An 18,582-nucleotide genomic window follows, 5' to 3' on the forward strand; every position below is an offset into this window, starting at 1 on the left:
CTGTCAGACAGCCGGACAGCCGGACAGCAGCCCCCGCGGCGCGTCAGCGCCATGGAAGCGGTGCTGGCGCATCTGCGTGGCGCCATCGAGCGCGGGGAGTACGCCATCGGCGACAAGCTCCCCTCCGAGGCCGAGCTCTGCCGCACCCTGGAGGTCAGCAGGCCCGTGCTGCGCGAGGCCCTCAGGGCGTTGCAGACCATGGGTCTGACCGTCTCCAAGACCGGCAAGGGCACCTTCGTCGTCGCCGACGCGGTCGAGGACCCCACCTTCGGCGACTACGCGGCCAGCGACCTGCTGGAAGTGCGCCGCCACGTCGAGATCCCCGTCGCCGGGTACGCGGCCCTGCGCCGCACCCCGGAGAACCTCGACCACCTGGCGCATCTGCTGGAGCGCATGGAGCGGGAGACGGACACGACCGCGTGGGTCGCGATGGACACCCTGTTCCATCTGGCCGTGGCCGAGGCCGCCCAGAACCCGCTCTTCCGCCGGGTGATCGAGGAGATCCGCGACGCACTGGCGCGTCAGTCGGCCTTCCTCAACGAACTCGGTGGACGCCGTGAGCAGTCCAACCGGGAACACCGGGCGATCGTCGAGGCGCTGGTCGACGGTTCCGAGCTGGACGCGGTCGAGGCCATGTCCCACCACCTCGACCGCGTCGAGACCACCCTCACCGACATCGTGCGTCCCCCGGGCACGGGCACGGACACTCCCACGGAAGGCGAACCCCAGCCTTGAGCGAGCAGAGCCTGCACGACGGCGTGCAGAAACGTTCCGTCCATGTCGACGCCGGAGACGAGGGCTACAGCAAGTCGCTGAAGTCCCGGCACGTCAACATGATCGCCATCGGCGGCGCCATCGGCACCGGCCTCTTCCTGGGCGCCGGCGGCCGGCTCGCCGACGCCGGCCCCTCCCTCTTCATCGCCTACGCGGTCTGCGGGATCTTCGCCTTCCTCGTCGTCCGCGCCCTCGGCGAACTCGTCCTGTACCGCCCCTCCTCCGGCGCCTTCGTGTCGTACGCCCGGGAGTTCATGGGCGAGAAGGGCGCGTACGTCGCCGGCTGGATGTACTTCCTGAACTGGGCCACCACCGGCATCGCCGACATCACCGCGGTGGCCGTCTACACCCACTACTGGGGCATGTTCTCCGACATCCCGCAGTGGGTGCTCGCACTCGTCGCGCTCGCCGTGGTCCTCACCGTCAACCTGGTCTCGGTGAGGATGTTCGGTGAGCTGGAATTCTGGTTCGCCATCATCAAGGTCGGCGCGCTGGTGACCTTCATGCTCATCGGCATCTTCCTGCTGGTCACCCAGCACGAGGTCGGCGACACCACCCCCGGCCCGGCCCTGATCACCGACCACGGCGGCGTCTTCCCCCACGGCCTGCTGCCCATGCTGCTGATCATCCAGGGCGTCGTCTTCGCCTACGCCTCCGTCGAACTGGTGGGCGTCGCGGCCGGCGAGACCGAGAACCCCGAGAAGATCATGCCGAAGGCGATCAACTCGATCATGTGGCGCGTCGGCCTCTTCTACGTCGGCTCGGTCGTCCTGCTCTCGATGCTGCTGCCCTGGTCCTCCTACAAGGCGGGCGAGAGCCCCTTCGTGACCGTGCTCTCCAACGTCGGGATCCCGGCGGCCGGCGGCGTGATGAACCTCGTCGTCCTCACCGCGGCCATGTCCTCGCTCAACTCCGGCCTGTACTCCACCGGCCGCATCCTGCGCTCCATGGCCATGTCCGGCTCGGCGCCCAAATTCACCGGCGTGATGAGCCGCAGCCAGGTCCCCTACGGCGGCATCCTGCTCACCAGTGGCATCTGCGTGCTCGGCGTCGGCCTCAACTTCGTGGTCCCCGCCGACGCGTTCGAGATCGTCCTCAACTTCGCCGCGATCGGGATCCTGTCCACCTGGGGCATGATCATGATCTGTCACCTGCTCTTCTGGCAGAAGACCCAGAAGGGCGACCTGACCCGCCCCGGCTACCGACTGCCGGGCTCCCCCTGGACCGAGCTCGTGACGCTGGCCTTCCTCGCCACCGTCCTGGTCCTCATGTACGCCGACGGCGGCGCCGGACGCACCACCGTGCTGTGCCTGCCGTTGATCGTCGGCGCGCTGGTCGCCGGGTGGTACGCCATCCGCGGCCGGCTGGCCCGCAACTCCACCACCGACGTCGACGCGTGACCCGCGTGACGCGCTCATCCCGAAGCAGGAAGTGATGTACAGCAGTTCCGTCGCGGCCCCACCCCTGATCCGCGAGCCCCTGCACGCCCCCGTCGCCCACCTCATACGCGGCGGGGTCGTGGAGGGCATCCACTACGGCTCCGTCGTCGTCCTCGGCGCGGACGGCCAGGTCCGGTTCCAGCTCGGCGACATCGAGGCGGCGTTCTACCCGCGGTCGGCGCTGAAGCCGGTGCAGGCCGTGGCCATGGTCCGGGCCGGACTCCCGCTCGACGGCGAACTCCTCTCGCTCACCGCGGCGAGCCACTCCGGCGAGGAGCGCCATCTCGCCGGCACCCGGCGGATCCTGGAACTCGCCGGGCTCGGGGAGGACGCCCTGCGCAACGTGCCGGACATGCCGTTCGACCCGATCGTGCGGGACGGGTGGGTGCGGGAGGGCCGACCGCCCTCCCGGCTCGCCCAGAACTGCTCCGGCAAGCACGCGGCGATGCTCTACACGTGCGTCCTCAACGACTGGCCCCTCGACGGCTACCTGGACCCCGCGCACCCGCTCCAGCAGGCGATCGCCGAGATCGTCGAGGACCTCACGGGGCAGCGGATCGCCCGGGTGACGGTGGACGGGTGCGGAGCGCCGCTCTTCTCCGTCTCGCTGCACGGGCTCGCCCGGGCCGCCGCGCGGATCACCACCGCGGCGCCGGGCACCCCCGAGGCCCGGGTGGCCGACGCGATGCGGTCGCACGCGGAGATGGCGTCCGGGACGGGTCGGGACGTGGCCGCGCTGATGAGGGCGGTGCCGGGGCTGCTGGCCAAGGACGGCTTCGAGGGCGTGCAGGTCGCCGCCCTTCCGGACGGGCGCTCTGTTGCCGTGAAGATCGCTGACGGGGCGAACCGGGCGCGGGTGCCGGTCGCTGCGGCGGCGCTCGCGTGGGCCGGGGTCGACCCTGCTGTGCTGACCGAGTTCCGGGGAGAGGCGCTTCTCGGGGGCGGCCTTGAAGTCGGGCGTGTGCGGCCCGTTCGGTCGCTGGAGCCGGTGGTTGTCTCGGCCTGCGCCTAGGGATTCGCCTCGATTTGTTGTCGTGCGGCCGCGGGTCCGTTGTGGCTGGTCGCGCAGTTCCCCGCGCCCCTGTGGGGCGCGTCGTCCTCACCCCCTTCGAAAGAGGAACCGTTCCCTCATGACCGCCGTCGTCAGCCGCCGCGAGCACGATCTGCTCGGTGACCGCGATGTCCCCGCCGACGCCTACTGGGGTGTGCACACCCTGCGAGCCACGGAGAACTTCCCCATCACCGGGACGCCCATCTCCGCCTACCCCCACCTGATCGACGCCCTGGCCGCGGTGAAGGAGGCCGCCGCGCTCGCCAACGAGGAGCTCGGGCTGCTGGAGCCGCGGAAGGCCGCCGCGATCGTGGAGGCCTGCCGGGAGATCCGGGAGGGCAAGCTGCACGACCAGTTCGTCGTCGACGTCATCCAGGGCGGGGCCGGCACCTCGACCAACATGAACGCCAACGAGGTGATCGCCAACCGGGCGTTGGAGCTGCTGGGGTTCGAGAAGGGGCAGTACCGGCACCTGCACCCCAACGAGGACGTCAACCTGGGCCAGTCGACCAACGACGTCTACCCGACCGCCGTCAAGGTGGCGACGGTCTTCGCGGTGCGCGGCCTGCTCCAGGCGATGGCTGTACTTCAGGACGCGTTCGCCCGTAAGGCGGTCGAGTTCCGTGACGTGCTCAAGATGGGCCGTACACAGTTGCAGGACGCGGTCCCGATGACGCTCGGTCAGGAGTTCTCGGCCTACGCCGTCATGATCGACGAGGACCGTCATCGTCTGGACGAGGCCGTGCAGTTGATCCATGAGATCAACCTCGGCGCCACGGCCATCGGCACAGGACTCAACGCCCCGGCCGGGTACGCCGAGTCGGCCCGCCGCCACCTCGCCGAGATCACCGGACTGCCGCTGGTCACCGCCGCCGACCTGGTCGAGGCGACCCAGGACTGCGGGGCGTTCGTCCAGATGTCCGGCGTGCTCAAGCGGATCGCGGTCAAGCTCTCCAAGAGCTGCAACGACCTGCGGCTGCTGTCGTCCGGGCCGCGCGCGGGCCTCGGCGAGATCAACCTCCCGCCGGTACAGGCCGGTTCGTCGATCATGCCCGGCAAGGTCAACCCGGTGATCCCCGAGGTCGTCAACCAGGTCGCCTTCGAGGTGATCGGCAACGACGTCACCATCACCATGGCCGCCGAGGCCGGACAGCTCCAGCTCAACGCGTTCGAGCCGATCATCCTGCACTCCCTGTCGGAGTCCCTCACCCACCTGCGCGCCGCCTGCCTCACCCTCGCCGAGCGCTGTGTGGACGGCATCACCGCCAACACCGAGGTGCTGCGCGCCACCGTCGAGAACTCCATCGGCCTGGTCACCGCCCTCAACCCGCACATCGGGTACACGGCCGCCACCGACATCGCCAAGGAGGCCCTCGCCACCGGCCGCGGGGTCGCCGAACTCGTCCTGGAGAAGGGCCTGTTGCCAGCCGAGACCCTCGCCGACCTGCTGCGCCCGGAAGTCGTCGCGGGCACCGGCCGGGCTCTGGCCTGACCCGCCTCGATCCGCTGATGCGCGCCCGGACCGACCCGGAGGCACAATAGTGATCATGACGTCGTCCATGACCTTCGAGCCGGTCCTGGCACGCATCGCCGAGGAGATCGAGCGCACCCCCGGCCGCGGCCGGCCCGCCGACTACATCCCGGCGCTGGCCGCCTGCGACCCGCGCCGCTTCGGCATGGCCGTGGCGGAGCTGGACGGCACGGTGTACGGCGTGGGGGACTGGCGGCAGCCGTTCTCCACGCAGTCCATCACCAAGGTCTTCACCCTCGCCCTGGACCTGGCCCGCGAGGGCGACGCGCTCTGGGAGCACGTGGGCCGCGAGCCCTCCGGCAACCCCTTCAACTCCCTGGTCCAGCTGGAGTACGAGAACGGCATCCCGCGCAACCCGTTCATCAACGCGGGCGCCCTCGTCGTCACCGACCGCCTCCAGACCCGCACCGGGGACGCGGCGGGCGAGCTGCTGTCCTTCCTGCGCACCGAGAGCGGCAACCCGGGCCTGGACTTCGACGAGGAGGTCGCCGCCTCCGAGGCCGCGCACGGCGACCGCAACGCCGCCCTCGCCCATTTCATGGCGTCCTACGGCAACATCGACAACCCGGTGCCTGTCCTGCTCGACCAGTACTTCCGCCAGTGCTCGCTGCTCGCCTCCTGCGCCGATCTGGCCCTCGCCACCAGCTTCCTGGCCCGCCACGGCATCCGCGCCGACGGGTCCCGGCTGCTCACCCGCAGTCAGGCCAAGCAGGTCAACGCGGTGATGCTGACCTGCGGGACGTACGACGCGGCCGGGAACTTCGCCTACCGGGTCGGACTGCCCGGCAAGAGCGGTGTGGGTGGCGGCATCATCGCGGTGGTCCCGGGGCGGTGCACGCTGTGCGTGTGGAGCCCGGGACTCGACGAGCGGGGCAACTCGGTGGCCGGGGTGGCCGCATTGGACCGGTTCACGACCCTCACGGGACTGTCGGTGTTCTGAGCCCGCGGCGGTCACCCCCGCCGCTGTCAGCGGACCAGGCCGAAGGGGGGCGCGCGACTCTCCCGGCCCTTGCCGTGCCGGTCCGCGCCGGGCACCCGCGCGCGGCGGGCGCCCTGTACGCGGTGCTGTGCACCGACGTGGTCCGGCCGCGGCTCGACGAGGCGCCGGGCGCCGACGCCTGGACCGCGCTGGGTCTGCTGACACGGCTGCCGGCCGCTCAGTGCCGCAGCGGTCGCCCGGTCCTGCCCCGCAGGGCGAACGCGACGGCGAGCGCGCCGAGTGCCGCGGCCCCGGCGATCGCCCCCGTCCGCGACCAGCCCGACCCCTCGTCGGGGACGACGACGGCGGCGGCCGTGGCCGCGGGCACCGCCTCCGGGCCGGACCGCGCCCGGACCCGCAGCGCGTCCAGCGAGCCCACCGGATCCACCCGCCCCGCCGCGCCGAACCCCCAGTCGAGCAGCTCGCGCGCCTCCTCGTACACGGCGAAGCCCCCGCCGGACCGGGGGTTCATCACGGTGACCAGCAGCGTGCGGCCATCCCGTCGCGCGGCGGCGACCAGCGTGTTGCCCGCGTGGCTGGTGTATCCGTTCTTGACGCCGATCAGCCCGTCGTAGGGCTTCACCCCGTCCGCGCCGGTGAGCAGCCGATTGGTGTTCTGGATGGGGTACGACCCTCCGCCGCGCCCGGGGAACCTCGCCTCGACCGTGCCGCAGTACCGCGCGAAGTCCGGGTTGCGCAGCCCCGCCCGCCCGAAGACGGCCAGGTCGTACGCGGAGGAGACCTGGCCGGGAGTGTCGTAGCCGTCGGGGGAGTGGACGTGGGTGTCGAGGGCGCCGAGGGCCCGGGCCTTGGCCTGCATCCGGGCGGCGGCCGCGCGCCAGCCGCCGCTGAGCCGGGCCAGGACGTGCACGGCGTCGTTGCCGGAGTTGAGGAAGACCCCGTGCCACAGGTCGGACACCCGGTACGTCTGCCCTTCCCGCACCCCCACCAGGCTGCTCCCGGCCCCGACGTCCGCCAGTTCGTCGGGCCCCACCCGGTGGTGGACCCCGGCGGGCAGCACCGGGAGCACGGCGAGGGCGAACAGGGTCTTGAGCGTGCTGGCCGGTGGCAGCTTGCGATGCGCGTCGTGTGCCGCGAGCACCTCCCCGCTGCGGGCGTCGGCGACGATCCACGACAGCGCGGAGACGTCCGGGGGCCGGGGGGCGCCCTGGTGCGGGCGGACGTGTGTGCCGGAGCGGTAGAGCAGGGCGGGGCGCGGGGCCGAGGCCCGCGTCCCGCCGGGGGCGCCGGGGTCGGAGCCCGTGTGCGCGGCCGCCGGGACGGGGGCGAGCGTCAGCAGGCCCGCCGTGCACAGCGCGCAGGCCGACACGACAACCCGGGAGGAAGATCCGATGGTCATACCGCCAACGTAGGAACGGACCCTCCGTCCGAGGCGCTGCCCGGGCCGTGCGGAGCGCGCGAGCACCCGGACGGGGGAGTGTGTCAGTCCGCGGGCAGCGTCGGCTGGACGCGGCGCAGGAACGTCGCGTTGTCCGGGGTCGCCCGCAGGCGCTCCAGGAGGGTTTCCAGGGTGGCGTGGCCGTCGCGGGTCTGAAGGGCGCGGCGCAGTCCACGCATGGTGGCCAACTCGGCAGAGGGCAGGAGGAGTTCCTCGCGGCGGGTGCCGGAGGGGGTGACGGCGACGGCCGGGAAGACGCGCCGGGAGGCGAGTTCGCGGTCGAGGCGCAGTTCCATGTTGCCGGTGCTCTTGAGCTCCTCGAAGAAGAAGTCGTCGGCGCGGGAGCCGGTCTCCACCAGGGCGGTGGCGAGGATGGTGAGCGAGCCCCCCTCCTCGGCGGCCCGGGCGGCCCCGAAGAACCGCTTGGGGCCGATGAGCGCGGTGGCGTCGACACCACCGCTGAGGGTGCGGCCACCGGCGGCGGCCGCGTTGTTGTGGGCCCGGCACAGCCGGGTCAGGGAGTCGAGCAGGATCACGACGTCCTCACCGGCCTCGACGAGCCGCTTGGCCCGTTCGATGACGAGTTCGGCGAGCGCGATGTGCTGCTTGGGCGTGCGATCGAAGGTGGAGGCGTACACCTCGCCGCGTACCGAGCGCCGCATGTCGGTGACCTCCTCGGGGCGCTCGTCCAGCAGCACCACCATCAGCCGGCATTCGGGGTGGTTGCCGGCGACGGCCGCCGCGATCTGCTGGAGGAGGACCGTCTTGCCGGTCTTGGGCGGCGCGACGATCAGGCCGCGCTGCCCCTTGCCGACGGGGGCGATCAGGTCGGCGACCCGGCCGGTCAGACCGGACGCCGGGTGTTCGAGCCGGAGGCGTTCGTGGGGGTGCAGTGGCGTCAGGTCGCGGAAGTGGCGGCGACCGCGGACCGCGTCGGCGGCGCGGCCGTTGACCCGGGCGACCTCGGTGAGGGCGCGCTGGGTGCCGCGGACACCGTCCACGAGGTCTCCCTTGCGCAGGCCGTACGCGCGGATCAGCGCGGGGGAGACCTGGAGGTCGGAGGGCAGGGGCAGCAGGCTCTCGGCGCGCAGATGGCCCTTGCCGTTCGCGTCGATGTCGAGGACACCGGTGGCCGCGCGGACCGGGAGCTGCTGCTGGACGGGGGGTTCGAGTGTGGTGGTCATGGTGGGCGGTCCTTTCGAGGACGGACGGCATGAGGCATGCGAGGAAGGGAGGGAAGCCGCGGACGGGAAGGCGGACGGAGCGCCTTCGGGCGGCGGGGAACGGCACCGCGGACGCGGCGGCGGAACGCTGCCACGCGCTGGTGCGGGGAAGCCGGGGAGCCGGTCACGACGGACGGGCGGTTCGGCTGATCTGAAGGGAACTGGCACCGGCGCCCACAAGGGGGGCGTACACAAGTGCTAGCGGCACCGTACCACAGCGGTACGGTTCAGCGGGTGGCGAGCAGGCCGTACAGGAGCGGGATCCGGGGCTCGGGCAGGCGCCACCAGCCGGATTCCGTCCGCACCATCCGCTCCCAGCGCGGCCAGGGAAGCTCGTCGCTCTCCGTCAGGCGCCGGATGGTGAGTCCCGCCTCCACCAACGCGTTGACGACCTCGCTCATTCCGTGCATCCACTCGTAGCTGTCCGTGGCGCCCTCGACGGCCGGGCCGTCGGTGTAGGTGTGCGTCGCGTCGCGGCGCACGGCACCGCCGCCTGCCAGGTAGTCGTGGCGCAGCAGCAGTTCGGGCCCCTCGCCGGGAGCAGGCTTCGGACCGAGGGAGTTGAGCAGGGGATGGAACTCGACGACATACAACCGCCCGCCCGGGCGCAGCAGTCGAGCGACCACGCCCGCCCACCGCGGCAGGTCCGGCAGGTAGCACAGCGCGCCCTTGCCGGTGTAGACGACGTCGAATTGCCGTCCCTCCAGGGCCTCCACGGCGTCGTACACGTTGGCCTGCACGTAGGTGACGTCCAGCGCCGCCCGCGCCGCGATGTCCTTCGCGGCGGCCACGGACGCGGCGGAGAAGTCCAGGCCCGTCGCCCTGGCGCCGCGCTCGGCGAAGGCGAGCGTCTCGGTGCCGAGATGGCACTGGAGATGGAGCAGGTCGCGGCCGGCCAGCTCGCCGAGGTCCTCCCACTCGAACCCGGCGAACCAGCGGGCGGGATCGAGGCCCTGGTCGAGTCCGTAGAAGCGGCTGGCGAGGTGGACGGGGGTGCGGGCGTCCCAGTTCGCCTGGTTGGCCCGCATGAACCGCGCGTGCTCGTCGGTGGTCATGGGCCCATCCAACCGTGCGCCGGGCCACAGGCGGCGGACGCAGGACCTGATCCGGCCGAAGATCGCTCCTTTGCGGTGAGGTCAGGAGGCGCGGCCGGTCTCCGCCTCCTTCGCGATCCGGTCGAACTGCGCGCCCATGGCCTCCGCGAGAGCCTGGGCGCCCGACAACGGCCGTACCATGACCGTGAGTTCGTCGATCAGGCCGTTGTCGTCGACGTGGATGAAGTCGCAGCCCGTCAGTGTGCGCTCGCCCACCCGGGCCGAGAAGACCAGGGCGTGGTCGCGTCCGTCGGCGCCGGTCAGCTCGCGCTCATAGCGGAAGTCCTCGAAGACCCGGGAGACGCCCCGCAGGATCGCCGCAGTGATCGCCTTGCCGGGGTACGGCTTGAAGACGACCGGGCTGGTGAAGACGACGTTCTCGGCCAGCAGCGCCTCGACCGCGTCGAAGTCCCACGCCTCGACGGCCTCACGGAAAGCTCGCATCCGACCTCACCTCATAGTCAATTAGTTGAGTAATCGCACCCTACGGTATGGCGCGGTGCGCGCGGTGTCCACGGGTGGTGCTCGCCTAAGCTGACGCGATGTTCAGCCCAGAAGGTCCGAGCCTGCGGGAACTCGCCGTCCAGGCCCTGTCGTCCGTGGAACGCGGCTACGACCTCCTCGCCCCCAAGTTCGACCACACGCCCTTCCGGACCCCGGACTCCGTGCTCGACTCCGTCGCACAGGCGCTGACGCGGATGGGGCCCTTCGACGCCGGGCTCGATCTGTGCTGCGGGACCGGGGCGGGGGTCGACGTGCTCGGACAGGTGTGCCGGGAGCGTGTGGTCGGGGTCGACTTCAGTGCCGGGATGCTCGACGTGGCCCGAGCACGCGTACCGGCGACCGGGCCGCGCCTCGACTGGGTGCGCGCGGACGCCCGCGCGCTGCCCTTCGGGCCCGCCTTCGATCTCGTCGTCAGCTTCGGGGCTTTCGGGCACTTCCTCCCCGCCGAACTGCCCGGGCTGTTCGCCCAGGTGCGCTCGGTGCTGCGACCGGGGGGACGCTTCGCCTTCCCTGTCGTCGCGCCGCCCCGGCCGGGGTCGCTCGGGTACTGGATGCTGCTGGGCTTCGACGCGGTGATGCGGGTGCGCAACGCCGTGTGGCGGCCGCCGTTCGTCATGTACTACCGGGTGTTCCGGCTCGGTGACGTGCGCCGGGAGCTGGAGCGTGCCGGGTTCGAGGTGGACCTCGTCGCGCTGCCCGGGTTCGGGAACCGGGGCGACGGCAGCCCACGGGTGCGCATGGTGGTGGCGGGGCTGCCGGGTGGGCGCCGGTGACGGGCGGCGCGCCCCGACCGCTCACGGGAGGTGGCCCGTGGACGAGTTGACGGACCTGGTCAGTCGGGTTCCGGCCCGGACGGGCCCCGTCGGGCGGCTGTGCCGTCGTCCGCCGGCACCGTGAACTCGTAGACCAGCGCCTCCTGCTGGGCGTCCAGCACCAGATCGGTGATCTCCAGCGGCCGGGCGTACTGGTCGTGCACCCGCCGGGTGACCCGGACCGAGGGCGTGTCGGCGAGCGGGGTGATGGAGTCGCGGTGGTGCAGCGTCAGCCCCGCCTTGCGCATCCAGTCGTAGGCCCGACCCAGCTGCGCCGACGCACTGCCGTCGGCCCGCCCCCGATACCTGCCCAACTCCGCGACCTCGGCGAGCGCCACCGCGGAGAAGGACGTGACCGCCGTCCGGCGGCCCGACTGGTAGCGGTGCACCAGGGTCGGCCGGTGCGGGGCGAGCCCGAGGGCCTCGGCGTGGTCCGGCGGGGGAGTCTCCCAGGTGACGGTCGCCCGGTCGGCCGCCCCAGGGCCCGCGGTGTCCGAGCCCACCGGGAAGGCGAGGGCGGACGGGGCCTCGACCGGCGTGGCGGGAAGGGCGGCGTGGCTGCCCCGCCGGTCGGTGGCGACCAGGCCGCTGTGCCGCAGCACTTGGAGCGCCTGGCGGACGGTCTCCCGGCTGACGCCGAAGTGCGCGGCCAACTTCCGCTCACCCGGCAGCCGTTCACCGGGCGGGATGGTGCCGTCGCGCAGTTCGTCGAGCAACTCCGTGGCGATCCTCCAGTACAGGGGTTGGTTCTGGGGCGGGGTGGTGCGGGCCATGCCGCGCCTCCTGTCGGTGACGTGCTGTAGCCGTACGGGCTCGGTGCGCCACCAGAATTAGCATTGGTCTAAACCACAAGGGAAGAGCGGCCCGCGGGATCGGCCGAAACCGCCCCACCCCTCACAGTGCGCGGTGGACGGCGTCGACCAGCGCCATCTTCCGCTGATCGTCGGCGATATGGGGCCCCATGCGGTTCATGACGTAACCGAGCGACACCCCCGCGTCGGGGTCCGCCAGCCCGCACGAACCCCCGAAGCCGTCGTGCCCGTAAGCCCGTGGATTCGGCCCGTACGAGCCGTTCGCCCCGCTCAGCCACAGCCCCAGGCCCAGCTCGGTCTCGCTCGCGAAACCGGCGCCCAGCACCAGATCCCGGCACGCGCCCTGTCCCTCGCGCACCCGCTCGGCCGCCGCGGGCGACAGGATCCGGTGGCCGCCGTAGGTCCCGCGCCCCGCGAGGACGCCGTACAGCCCGGCCACCGCCCGCGCGGTGCCGTGCCCGTTCGCGGCGGGGATCTCGGCGGCCCGCCACCTCGGGGTGTTCGCCTCGGTGGCGCCGACCGGCGGGTTGGCTAGGGCGGCCCGGGCAGGGGGAGCCAACTGGCTGAAGATCGCGGCCTGTTCACTGTCCGCGGCGACTCCCGGACGGACCAGCTCCGCCGCGCGCCCGTACTCCTTCTCCGGCAGCCCGATCGTGAAGTCGATGCCGAGCGGCCCGGTCACCTCCCGCTCCAGGAACGCCCCCGGCAGCAGCCCCGACACCCGCCGCACGACCTCGCCGACCAGGAACCCGTAGGTCAGCGCGTGATACCCGGACCGTGACCCGGGCTCCCACCAAGGCTCCATCGCCGCGAGCCGGTTCACTGTCAGCTCCCAGTCGTAGAGCTGCTCCAGCGCATGCGGCTCGCGCAGCCCGGACAGTCCCGCCCGGTGCGACAGCAGATGCCGTACGAGGACCTTCTCCTTGCCCGCCGCGGCGAACTCGGGCCAGTACGTGGCCACCGGGGCGTCGAGGTCCAGCAGGCCCCGGTCGGCGAGGATGTGCGCGCACAGGGCCACGGGCCCCTTCGAGGTCGACCACACGTTGACCAGCGTGTCCCGCTCCCACGCCCGCGTGCGTGCCGCGTCCGCCCACCCGCCCCACAGGTCCACCACGGTCCGCCCGCCCACCATGACGGTGACCGCGGCCCCCAGCTCCCCGCGTTCTGCGAAGTTCTCCTCGAACGCCCCCCGCACCGCCGCGAACCGCTCGTCGCAGTGCCCCTCGACCCGGGCTTCGTGCTCGGACATGGACCGCCTCCGTCGTACGCCGAAACCCCCGGCCACGACACTGCGACCAGGGCCCGATGAACATACCGACTGGTCGGACCAGGGGGAAGGTGTGGGATGCGGGTGAGGGGGGTGGGCGAGGGGGGGGCGTCAACCGTTCCCGGGCGATCGTCCTGCCCGGGCGGGGCGGCAGCCGCGTGGGGTACGCGTGCCCCTCACGGTCGCCGCCCGCCCGGAGGTCATGGCGGGCGCTCAGAGGCGGGAGCGCAGCCAGCTCAGCTTCGCGGCCTCCTGGTAAGGGCCGCCGCCCTCATGGTCGTTGAAGTCGTAGACCTCGATCTTCTTGTCGTCGTGGTCCCAGGCGTTGAAGGCGGCGAAGACCGTCGAGGGCGGGCAGGTCTGGTCCTCCAGGGCCGCCGAGAACAGGGCCGGGACGCGGCCGCGGGCGGCGAAGTGGACGCCGTCGAAGTACGACAGGGTGCGCAGGGCGTCCTCGGTGCGACCACGGTGGGTCTTGAGGAACAGGCCGATCTCGCGGTACGGGTGACGGTCCGTCAACTTCGCCGCGCGGGGGAAGTCGCACAGGAACGGCACGTCGGGGGCGATGGCTACGAGGTCGGGGACCAGACCGCCCACGGCCAGCGTGATGCCGCCGCCCTGGCTCGCACCGACCGCGACCGTGCGCGAGGCGTCGGTCGCCGGGTGCGAGCGGGCCGCCTCGACGGCACGCACCGCGTCCGTGAACACCCGCCGGTAGTAGTAGTTCTCGGGGGCGTCGATGCCGCGGGTCATGAAACCCGGGAAGGCGGGCCCGCCGCCCACCGGGTCCGCCGTACCGCCGCCACCGCCCCACGCGCTGCCCTGTCCGCGCGTGTCCATCACGAAGTGCGCCCGACCCGACGCCGCCCACAACAGGTGCTCGTGCGGCAGCCCGCGCCCGCCGCCGTACCCGACGAACTCCACGACCAGCGGCACCGGTTCCGTGGCCCCGGCGGGCAGCGTCAGCCAGCCCTTCACCGGGTGCCCGCCGAACCCCGCGAACGTCACGTCGTACACCTCGACCGTCGTCAGCCCCGTGTCGACCGGTTCGAACCGGGCGTCCAGGTCGTGCTCGCGGGCCTCCTGGAGGGTCTTGGTCCAGAACGCGTCGAAGTCCTCGGGCTCCACGGACGCGCTGCGGTACTCGTGGAGCTCGTCCAGGGGGAGGTCGAACAGGGCCATGTAGGACCGCCTTCGAAGAGAGTCACTGCGGATGATCACACCGTACGCGTGACATCGGACGACTCGCCAGGACTTTGCCCAGCCACCTGCCGACGGCGACACCTTGACGCCGACCGGGAGTTGCTGGTCAAGGGCGCTGAACTGCTGGTCGTGGACGGGTTCGGAAGATTTCCGGCGGCGGGGTGGCCGTCGCCAATGGTCGGGTCACCGCGGTGGGGACGCGGAGCCGAACCCGAGGCCGGTGAGGCGGGTGCCGGCACGCTGGCCCACGGGGCCGCGGGCGGCGTCCACCGCGTGGAGGCCTTGGGCGGCGAGGTCGGTGACGTGGTCGCGCTGCTGAGGCGGTCGGGTGCCCGTGGGCGGGGGGCGGCCGGAACTGGCGGTTCTGGCGGGCGCGTTGAGGCTCCGGGCGGGATCACGGACAGGCCGTCCGGCGGGTGCAGGGCTCGGCTCTCCGTCAGCCGCGGGGGAACGGCTCTCGGCCAGCCGCAGTTCTCGGGGGCTGCGGGACGTGGGTTGCCGAGCAGCGACGGCTCTGGAGCCGTGGCCGCCGGGCGAGGCTCACGTCCAGCGTTGCCGAGGTCGCTCCGTCCCGGTGCGCGCCTGCTTCCGGACGTCCACGCGGTCCGCGCGGGCGAGGCTCACGCCCAGTGCCGGCGGGACCACTGTGGTTCGGTGCGGGCCCATTCCTCGCCCCATTCCGCGAGCCGACGCCGTGTGGACACGCGGCGTACGACGGTGTGACCGAGGAGGACCAGGGCGGCCGCGCCGACCGTGGCGCAGGCTCCCGTGGTGACGGTGTACTGCCAGATGGCGTAACCGTTCGGCGGAGCCGAGACGCTGCGGCCCCGGGAGTCGAACCACACCTCGACGACCTCGCCCTTGCGCGTGCCGCCGGGGACGCTCACCGTGGCGGTCCGCACGCCCTCGCCCGGTTCCGTCCAGCGCACCGTCGTGCGGTACGTGTGCCGGCGGGTGTTCTGTGTCGTCGGCAGCGAGTCGGAGTCCCGGCCGACCACCTCGGCCCGCACGCTGTGCCGTTCGGCGCGCTGGGCCGTCGCGGTCGCCAGTGCCTCGGAATGGGCCCACCCGCCCGCGACCACCCCGGCGATCGGGGCGCCCACGAGCAGCAGCACGGCCACCGCCAACGCCGTCCACGCCTCGATGACGTCCGACCGCCGGCGCAACGGATTCCGCCGCCATCGCCACCGCCAGCCGAGCACCCGGGTCCGGGTCCGCATGTCGACCTCCTCGCCGTCTCCGGGGCCGAAGGGCGGGACGGGCCATGTCGGGGGCCGGTCCGTCTCCCTCGGCACCAGCACGGATGCGAGTGCCCCCAAGGATCTGGTACCCCGTCCGCCGGACATCGTTCACCACGACCCCCTATGGAATCGGGCCATATGGCGACCCCGGGCGGGTGCCGACGTCGCCGTCCCTCAGCCGAACCGCTCGATCCGGATCCGGTCCACCGGCTGGCCCGCCTCGACCAGCAGGCGTGAGGCGTGCTCCGCGAAGGCGTTCGACCCACACACATAGGCCTCCCACCCCCCAGGCGGCTGCTCGGCCAGGAGCGGCGCCACATGTGCGGCGGCCATACGGCCCACCGCCGCGCCCTCCGGCGCGGTCCGGGTGAAGACCGGTGTCGTCTCGGCACCGAACTCGTCCGCGTAGATGAGTTCCTCGGGGCCGCGTGCGGAGACCAGCAGCCGCAGGGGCACGGACAGGCCCCTCGCCCGGTGGTGCCGGACCATCGACATCAGCGGTACGACACCGGAGCCGGCGCCGATCAGCAGGGCCGGCCGGTCGCCGGGCCAGGCGAAGAAGCCGCTGAGCGGGCCGCGCACCTCGACGCGGTCACCGGGCTCGGCCACCGTGTGGAACCAGCCCGACACCTCGCCGCCCTCGACATGGTCCAGGGTCAGCTCGATGTGCCCCGGGTCGTCCGGTGCGGAGGCGATCGAGTAGTGGCGCTGCGCCACATATCCGTCCTCCGCGGTCAGCCGCAGCATCAGGTGCTGCCCGGGCAGATGCCCCGTCCACTCGGGCACCGCGAAGCGGAAGGTGGACGCGTACGGGGTCTCGCGGCGGATCTCGGTGAGCGTCGCGGTCTGCCACACGGAGGCGGCGCGTTGACTCACGGCGATCCGCCCGGGCACGGCGAACCGCGTCGGGGGAGTGAAGGCGGGGGAGGCCTGCGTGAAGGAGGGTGATCCCTGCGTGGACGAGGGGGATCCCTGGGTCGCTTGCTCAGTCACCGGAGTACCGCTGCTCCTCCCACGGGTTGCCCCGCGCGTGATAACCGTTCTGCTCCCAGAACCCGGGCTCGTCATGATCGAGGAGCCTGAGGCCCGCGATCCACTTGGCGCTCTTCCAGAAGTACAGATGCGGCACCAGCAGGCGCGCCGGTCCCCCGTGCTCCGGGGCCAGCGGCTTGCCGTCGAACTCCCACGCGATCCACGCCCGGCCACCTGTCACGTCGGACAGCGGGAGGTTCGTGGTGTACCCGGTGTGGGAGTAGGCGACCACATGGGTGGCGGACCCATGGGGCCGGACCACATCCAGGAACGCGTCCAGGGACACGCCCCCGAACCGCACCCCGAACTTCGACCAGCTCGTCACACAGTGGATGTCACCCTCGTAGACCGAACCCGGCAGCGCGTGCGCCTGGTCCCAGTCCCAGGTGCGCGGTGTCTCGACCAGCCCGTCGACACGGAAGGTCCAGTCCGCCGGCGACAGCTCCGGCGTGACCTCCGCGGACAGCACGGGCCAGTCGTCGCCCGCGTCGTACTGCCCGGGCGGCAGCCCGGTGTTGTGGACGCGGGGGCGTCCGGTGAAGCCTCGGGTGACGTTCATGGTTCAACCGTACGCTGTCGTCCCGGGTGCTTTGTCCCTGGTCAGACGGCGATCATTGCCGCCGTGTGAACTCTGCGCCGCTCCGGGAATAGCAGCCCGCCGCTCTTCCTTGCCGCCTGATGCCCGGCGCGAGCGAAGGAGAGTGGGAGAACGATGCCCAAGGCGTACGTGTTCACGCGGTACGGCGGTCCGGAGACCGAGGTGCTCATCGAGGCCTTCGGCCCCCCGGTCGTCAGGTGCGCCGACCCCGCGCCGCCCTCCAGGCCCCGGACCACCCGGAAGCCCGCCGGAGGCCTGTCCCTCGCCGGAGCCCTGTCCCTCGCCGCCGCGGCGACCGGACCCGCGATCGAGGGTGCCGCATGAGCGCGGACGCGGCCCCCGCCGCATCACCGCAGGCCGAGGCGCGGCAGCGCGCCCACGTCTCCGTGACCGCGGCCGACGCCCCCCACGGCGACAGACGTCGGGTCGACGGCGCCCAGGTCCCCGCCCCCGCGGCCGAGGCCCCTCCCGCCGCCCCATCCCCGGCCGACGCGCCCCACGTCCTCGACAGTCCCGCCCTCGCCTCGCTGACCGGCCCGCACGCCCACTTCGCCGAATGGCGTGGCCGCATCGTGCGCTACCCCGTCGACGTCTCGCCCTGGCTAGCGATGCCGGCCGAACCGGACGCCGACGACTGGGCGGACCTCGCGGCCCTGGCCGGGCCGGGCGGGGAGGTCCCGCTGCTGGGGTACCGCGGGGAGGTGCCCGACGGCTGGGAGGTCACGTTCCAGGTGGACGGCGTCCAACTCGTCGACGACGGGGTGCCCGCCGCCCCCGCGCCGGAAGCGGTCCGTCTGGGCCCCGCCGACGTGCCCGAGATGCTGGACCTGGTCGAACGCACCCGCCCGGGCCCGTTCCTGCCGCGTACCGTCGAGATGGGCACGTACCTGGGCATCCGCAGGGCAGGGGCCCTGGTCGCGATGGCGGGGGAGCGGCTCCGTCCGCCGGGGTGGACGGAGATCAGCGCGGTCTGCACCGACCCGGCCTTCCGCGGGCAGGGCCTGGGGACACGGTTGATCCTCGCCGTCGCGCACGGGATCAGGGAGCGTGGTGAGACCCCGTTCCTGCACACCGGGGCCGCGAACACCGGCGCCATCCGGCTGTACGAGTCCCTGGGGTTCCGGCTGCGTCGCACGACCGCCTTCGGCGCGGCCCGCGCGCCGGAGGCGGTCGGGGACCGGCGGACGGCGGCCGCCTAGTCCGCTCGGTCCTCGTGCGGGCCCGACCAGGCGTTGTACCGCACGAGGTACGCGGCGAAGCGGCTGAGGTCCTCCTCGGGCCAGTCCGCGAGCCGCTCCCGGAAGGCGGCCCGGCGGCTCTCGGTGACCTGGCCGAGGATCCGCCGGCCCGCCTCCGTCAGATGCAGCACCTGGACCCGGTGGTCGGCCGGGTCCAGCCGCCGCTCGACGAGCGCGGCGCGCTCCAGCGCGGTCACCTGACGGCTGACGGTGGACTTGTCGAGGGCGTAGTGCGCGGCGAGGTCGGTGGCGCGGCAACCGTCGCGCTCCTCCAGATGTCCGAGCAGCGTGTAGGAGACCAGCGACAGCTCGGGGTGCATACGGCCGGCCGAGGCGCGGGCCCGCCGGGCGAAGGCCGTCATCTCGCGCTGGATGCTCTCGACGG

19 protein-coding genes are annotated in these 18,582 nt (G+C 72.6%); 8 read left to right on the forward strand and 11 right to left on the reverse strand.

Annotated elements, in window-relative coordinates:
* The first annotated feature begins 51 nt into the window (after positions 1-51).
* The 5 genes from ACH41F_RS29780 (at position 52) to ACH41F_RS29800 (ending at position 5,735) form a co-directional block, all read left to right on the forward strand.
* The gene (locus ACH41F_RS29780; RefSeq protein WP_398838323.1) at positions 52-735 is read left to right on the forward strand and encodes a FadR/GntR family transcriptional regulator; all 684 of its coding nucleotides are present in this window, start codon (positions 52-54) and stop codon (positions 733-735) included.
* On the forward strand, positions 732-2,174 hold the full coding sequence (locus tag ACH41F_RS29785; protein ID WP_391242467.1) for an amino acid permease: 1,443 nt from the start codon (positions 732-734) through the stop codon (positions 2,172-2,174). The genes ACH41F_RS29780 and ACH41F_RS29785 overlap by 4 nt, the downstream gene beginning before the upstream one ends.
* A 34-nt stretch (positions 2,175-2,208) precedes the next feature.
* Positions 2,209-3,225, forward strand: coding sequence for an asparaginase (locus ACH41F_RS29790; protein WP_398838247.1), 1,017 nt, complete (start codon positions 2,209-2,211; stop codon positions 3,223-3,225).
* 118 nt (positions 3,226-3,343) lie between these two features.
* Positions 3,344-4,756 (forward strand): aspartate ammonia-lyase, encoded by a 1,413-nt coding sequence (gene aspA, locus ACH41F_RS29795; RefSeq protein WP_391242473.1) that lies wholly within the window; start codon positions 3,344-3,346, stop codon positions 4,754-4,756.
* A 46-nt stretch (positions 4,757-4,802) separates the two neighbouring features.
* The gene (locus ACH41F_RS29800) at positions 4,803-5,735 is read left to right on the forward strand and encodes a glutaminase (RefSeq protein ID WP_398838324.1); all 933 of its coding nucleotides are present in this window, start codon (positions 4,803-4,805) and stop codon (positions 5,733-5,735) included.
* 217 nt (positions 5,736-5,952) lie between these two features.
* Here the strand turns inward: ACH41F_RS29800 and ACH41F_RS29805 are convergent, their stop codons facing one another.
* From ACH41F_RS29805 to ACH41F_RS29820, 4 genes are all read right to left on the reverse strand, one after another.
* Positions 5,953-7,134 carry a D-alanyl-D-alanine carboxypeptidase family protein gene (locus tag ACH41F_RS29805; RefSeq protein WP_398838249.1) on the reverse strand — a complete coding sequence of 394 codons (1,182 nt, stop codon included), beginning with the start codon at positions 7,132-7,134 and terminating at the stop codon, positions 5,953-5,955.
* An 83-nt stretch (positions 7,135-7,217) separates the two neighbouring features.
* On the reverse strand, positions 7,218-8,357 hold the full coding sequence (rho, locus tag ACH41F_RS29810) for a transcription termination factor Rho (RefSeq protein ID WP_398838250.1): 1,140 nt from the start codon (positions 8,355-8,357) through the stop codon (positions 7,218-7,220).
* 266 nt (positions 8,358-8,623) lie between these two features.
* Positions 8,624-9,451 carry a class I SAM-dependent methyltransferase gene (locus ACH41F_RS29815; protein WP_398838251.1) on the reverse strand — a complete coding sequence of 276 codons (828 nt, stop codon included), beginning with the start codon at positions 9,449-9,451 and terminating at the stop codon, positions 8,624-8,626.
* A gap of 81 nt (positions 9,452-9,532) precedes the next feature.
* Positions 9,533-9,934: a nuclear transport factor 2 family protein gene (locus tag ACH41F_RS29820; protein ID WP_391242484.1), complete on the reverse strand. Its 402-nt coding sequence runs from the start codon at positions 9,932-9,934 to the stop codon at positions 9,533-9,535.
* A gap of 98 nt (positions 9,935-10,032) precedes the next feature.
* Here ACH41F_RS29820 and ACH41F_RS29825 point away from each other — a divergent pair, with 98 nt between their 5' ends.
* Positions 10,033-10,767 (forward strand): methyltransferase domain-containing protein, encoded by a 735-nt coding sequence (locus tag ACH41F_RS29825; RefSeq protein WP_391242487.1) that lies wholly within the window; start codon positions 10,033-10,035, stop codon positions 10,765-10,767.
* Positions 10,768-10,826: 59 nt separating this feature from the next.
* Here the strand turns inward: ACH41F_RS29825 and ACH41F_RS29830 are convergent, their stop codons facing one another.
* From ACH41F_RS29830 to ACH41F_RS29855, 6 genes are all read right to left on the reverse strand, one after another.
* A complete protein-coding gene (locus ACH41F_RS29830; RefSeq protein WP_391242490.1) occupies positions 10,827-11,579 on the reverse strand; it encodes a GntR family transcriptional regulator in 753 nt (250 codons plus the stop codon).
* A gap of 121 nt (positions 11,580-11,700) precedes the next feature.
* Positions 11,701-12,867 carry a serine hydrolase domain-containing protein gene (locus ACH41F_RS29835; RefSeq protein WP_398838253.1) on the reverse strand — a complete coding sequence of 389 codons (1,167 nt, stop codon included), beginning with the start codon at positions 12,865-12,867 and terminating at the stop codon, positions 11,701-11,703.
* Between the two features lie 231 nt (positions 12,868-13,098).
* Complete coding sequence (locus ACH41F_RS29840; RefSeq protein ID WP_391242493.1) at positions 13,099-14,067, reverse strand: acetylxylan esterase; 969 nt, start codon at positions 14,065-14,067, stop codon at positions 13,099-13,101.
* A gap of 641 nt (positions 14,068-14,708) precedes the next feature.
* Entirely contained in the window at positions 14,709-15,308 is a 600-nt protein-coding gene (locus ACH41F_RS29845) for a hypothetical protein (protein WP_391242496.1), read from the reverse strand.
* A 195-nt stretch (positions 15,309-15,503) separates the two neighbouring features.
* Entirely contained in the window at positions 15,504-16,223 is a 720-nt protein-coding gene (locus tag ACH41F_RS29850) for an FAD-binding oxidoreductase (RefSeq protein WP_391242548.1), read from the reverse strand.
* Between the two features lie 91 nt (positions 16,224-16,314).
* Positions 16,315-16,920 (reverse strand): molybdopterin-dependent oxidoreductase, encoded by a 606-nt coding sequence (locus tag ACH41F_RS29855; protein ID WP_391242499.1) that lies wholly within the window; start codon positions 16,918-16,920, stop codon positions 16,315-16,317.
* A 153-nt stretch (positions 16,921-17,073) separates the two neighbouring features.
* On the opposite strand from ACH41F_RS29855, the gene ACH41F_RS29860 reads away from it, so the two are divergent.
* A complete protein-coding gene (locus ACH41F_RS29860; RefSeq protein WP_391242502.1) occupies positions 17,074-17,283 on the forward strand; it encodes a hypothetical protein in 210 nt (69 codons plus the stop codon).
* Positions 17,280-18,158 (forward strand): GNAT family N-acetyltransferase, encoded by an 879-nt coding sequence (locus ACH41F_RS29865; RefSeq protein WP_391242505.1) that lies wholly within the window; start codon positions 17,280-17,282, stop codon positions 18,156-18,158. Before ACH41F_RS29860 ends, ACH41F_RS29865 begins: the two co-directional genes overlap by 4 nt.
* Here ACH41F_RS29865 and ACH41F_RS29870 read toward each other — a convergent pair.
* Positions 18,155-18,559: a MarR family transcriptional regulator gene (locus ACH41F_RS29870; protein WP_391242551.1), complete on the reverse strand. Its 405-nt coding sequence runs from the start codon at positions 18,557-18,559 to the stop codon at positions 18,155-18,157. The two genes, ACH41F_RS29865 and ACH41F_RS29870, sit on opposite strands and share 4 nt — an antisense overlap.
* Positions 18,560-18,582: the final 23 nt, after the last annotated feature.

The sequence above is a fragment of the Streptomyces sp. NPDC020489 genome (assembly GCF_044386545.1).
GTDB lineage: Bacteria > Actinomycetota > Actinomycetes > Streptomycetales > Streptomycetaceae > Streptomyces.

Bases quoted from the DNA above. Each gene is read 5' to 3' on its own strand.
- ACH41F_RS29830 (WP_391242490.1), bottom strand. From the start codon at position 11,579: ATGGCCCGCACCACCCCGCCCCAGAACCAACCCCTGTACTGGAGGATC.
- ACH41F_RS29825 (WP_391242487.1), top strand. From the start codon at position 10,033: ATGTTCAGCCCAGAAGGTCCGAGCCTGCGGGAACTCGCCGTCCAGGCC.
- aspA (WP_391242473.1), top strand. From the start codon at position 3,344: ATGACCGCCGTCGTCAGCCGCCGCGAGCACGATCTGCTCGGTGACCGC.
- ACH41F_RS29780 (WP_398838323.1), top strand. From the start codon at position 52: ATGGAAGCGGTGCTGGCGCATCTGCGTGGCGCCATCGAGCGCGGGGAG.
- ACH41F_RS29815 (WP_398838251.1), bottom strand. From the start codon at position 9,451: ATGACCACCGACGAGCACGCGCGGTTCATGCGGGCCAACCAGGCGAAC.
- ACH41F_RS29845 (WP_391242496.1), bottom strand. From the start codon at position 15,308: ATGCGGACCCGGACCCGGGTGCTCGGCTGGCGGTGGCGATGGCGGCGG.
- ACH41F_RS29870 (WP_391242551.1), bottom strand. From the start codon at position 18,559: ATGACGGCCTTCGCCCGGCGGGCCCGCGCCTCGGCCGGCCGTATGCAC.
- ACH41F_RS29790 (WP_398838247.1), top strand. From the start codon at position 2,209: ATGTACAGCAGTTCCGTCGCGGCCCCACCCCTGATCCGCGAGCCCCTG.
- ACH41F_RS29855 (WP_391242499.1), bottom strand. From the start codon at position 16,920: ATGAACGTCACCCGAGGCTTCACCGGACGCCCCCGCGTCCACAACACC.
- rho (WP_398838250.1), bottom strand. From the start codon at position 8,357: ATGACCACCACACTCGAACCCCCCGTCCAGCAGCAGCTCCCGGTCCGC.
- ACH41F_RS29865 (WP_391242505.1), top strand. From the start codon at position 17,280: ATGAGCGCGGACGCGGCCCCCGCCGCATCACCGCAGGCCGAGGCGCGG.
- ACH41F_RS29835 (WP_398838253.1), bottom strand. From the start codon at position 12,867: ATGTCCGAGCACGAAGCCCGGGTCGAGGGGCACTGCGACGAGCGGTTC.
- ACH41F_RS29840 (WP_391242493.1), bottom strand. From the start codon at position 14,067: ATGGCCCTGTTCGACCTCCCCCTGGACGAGCTCCACGAGTACCGCAGC.
- ACH41F_RS29860 (WP_391242502.1), top strand. From the start codon at position 17,074: ATGCCCAAGGCGTACGTGTTCACGCGGTACGGCGGTCCGGAGACCGAG.
- ACH41F_RS29820 (WP_391242484.1), bottom strand. From the start codon at position 9,934: ATGCGAGCTTTCCGTGAGGCCGTCGAGGCGTGGGACTTCGACGCGGTC.
- ACH41F_RS29805 (WP_398838249.1), bottom strand. From the start codon at position 7,134: ATGACCATCGGATCTTCCTCCCGGGTTGTCGTGTCGGCCTGCGCGCTG.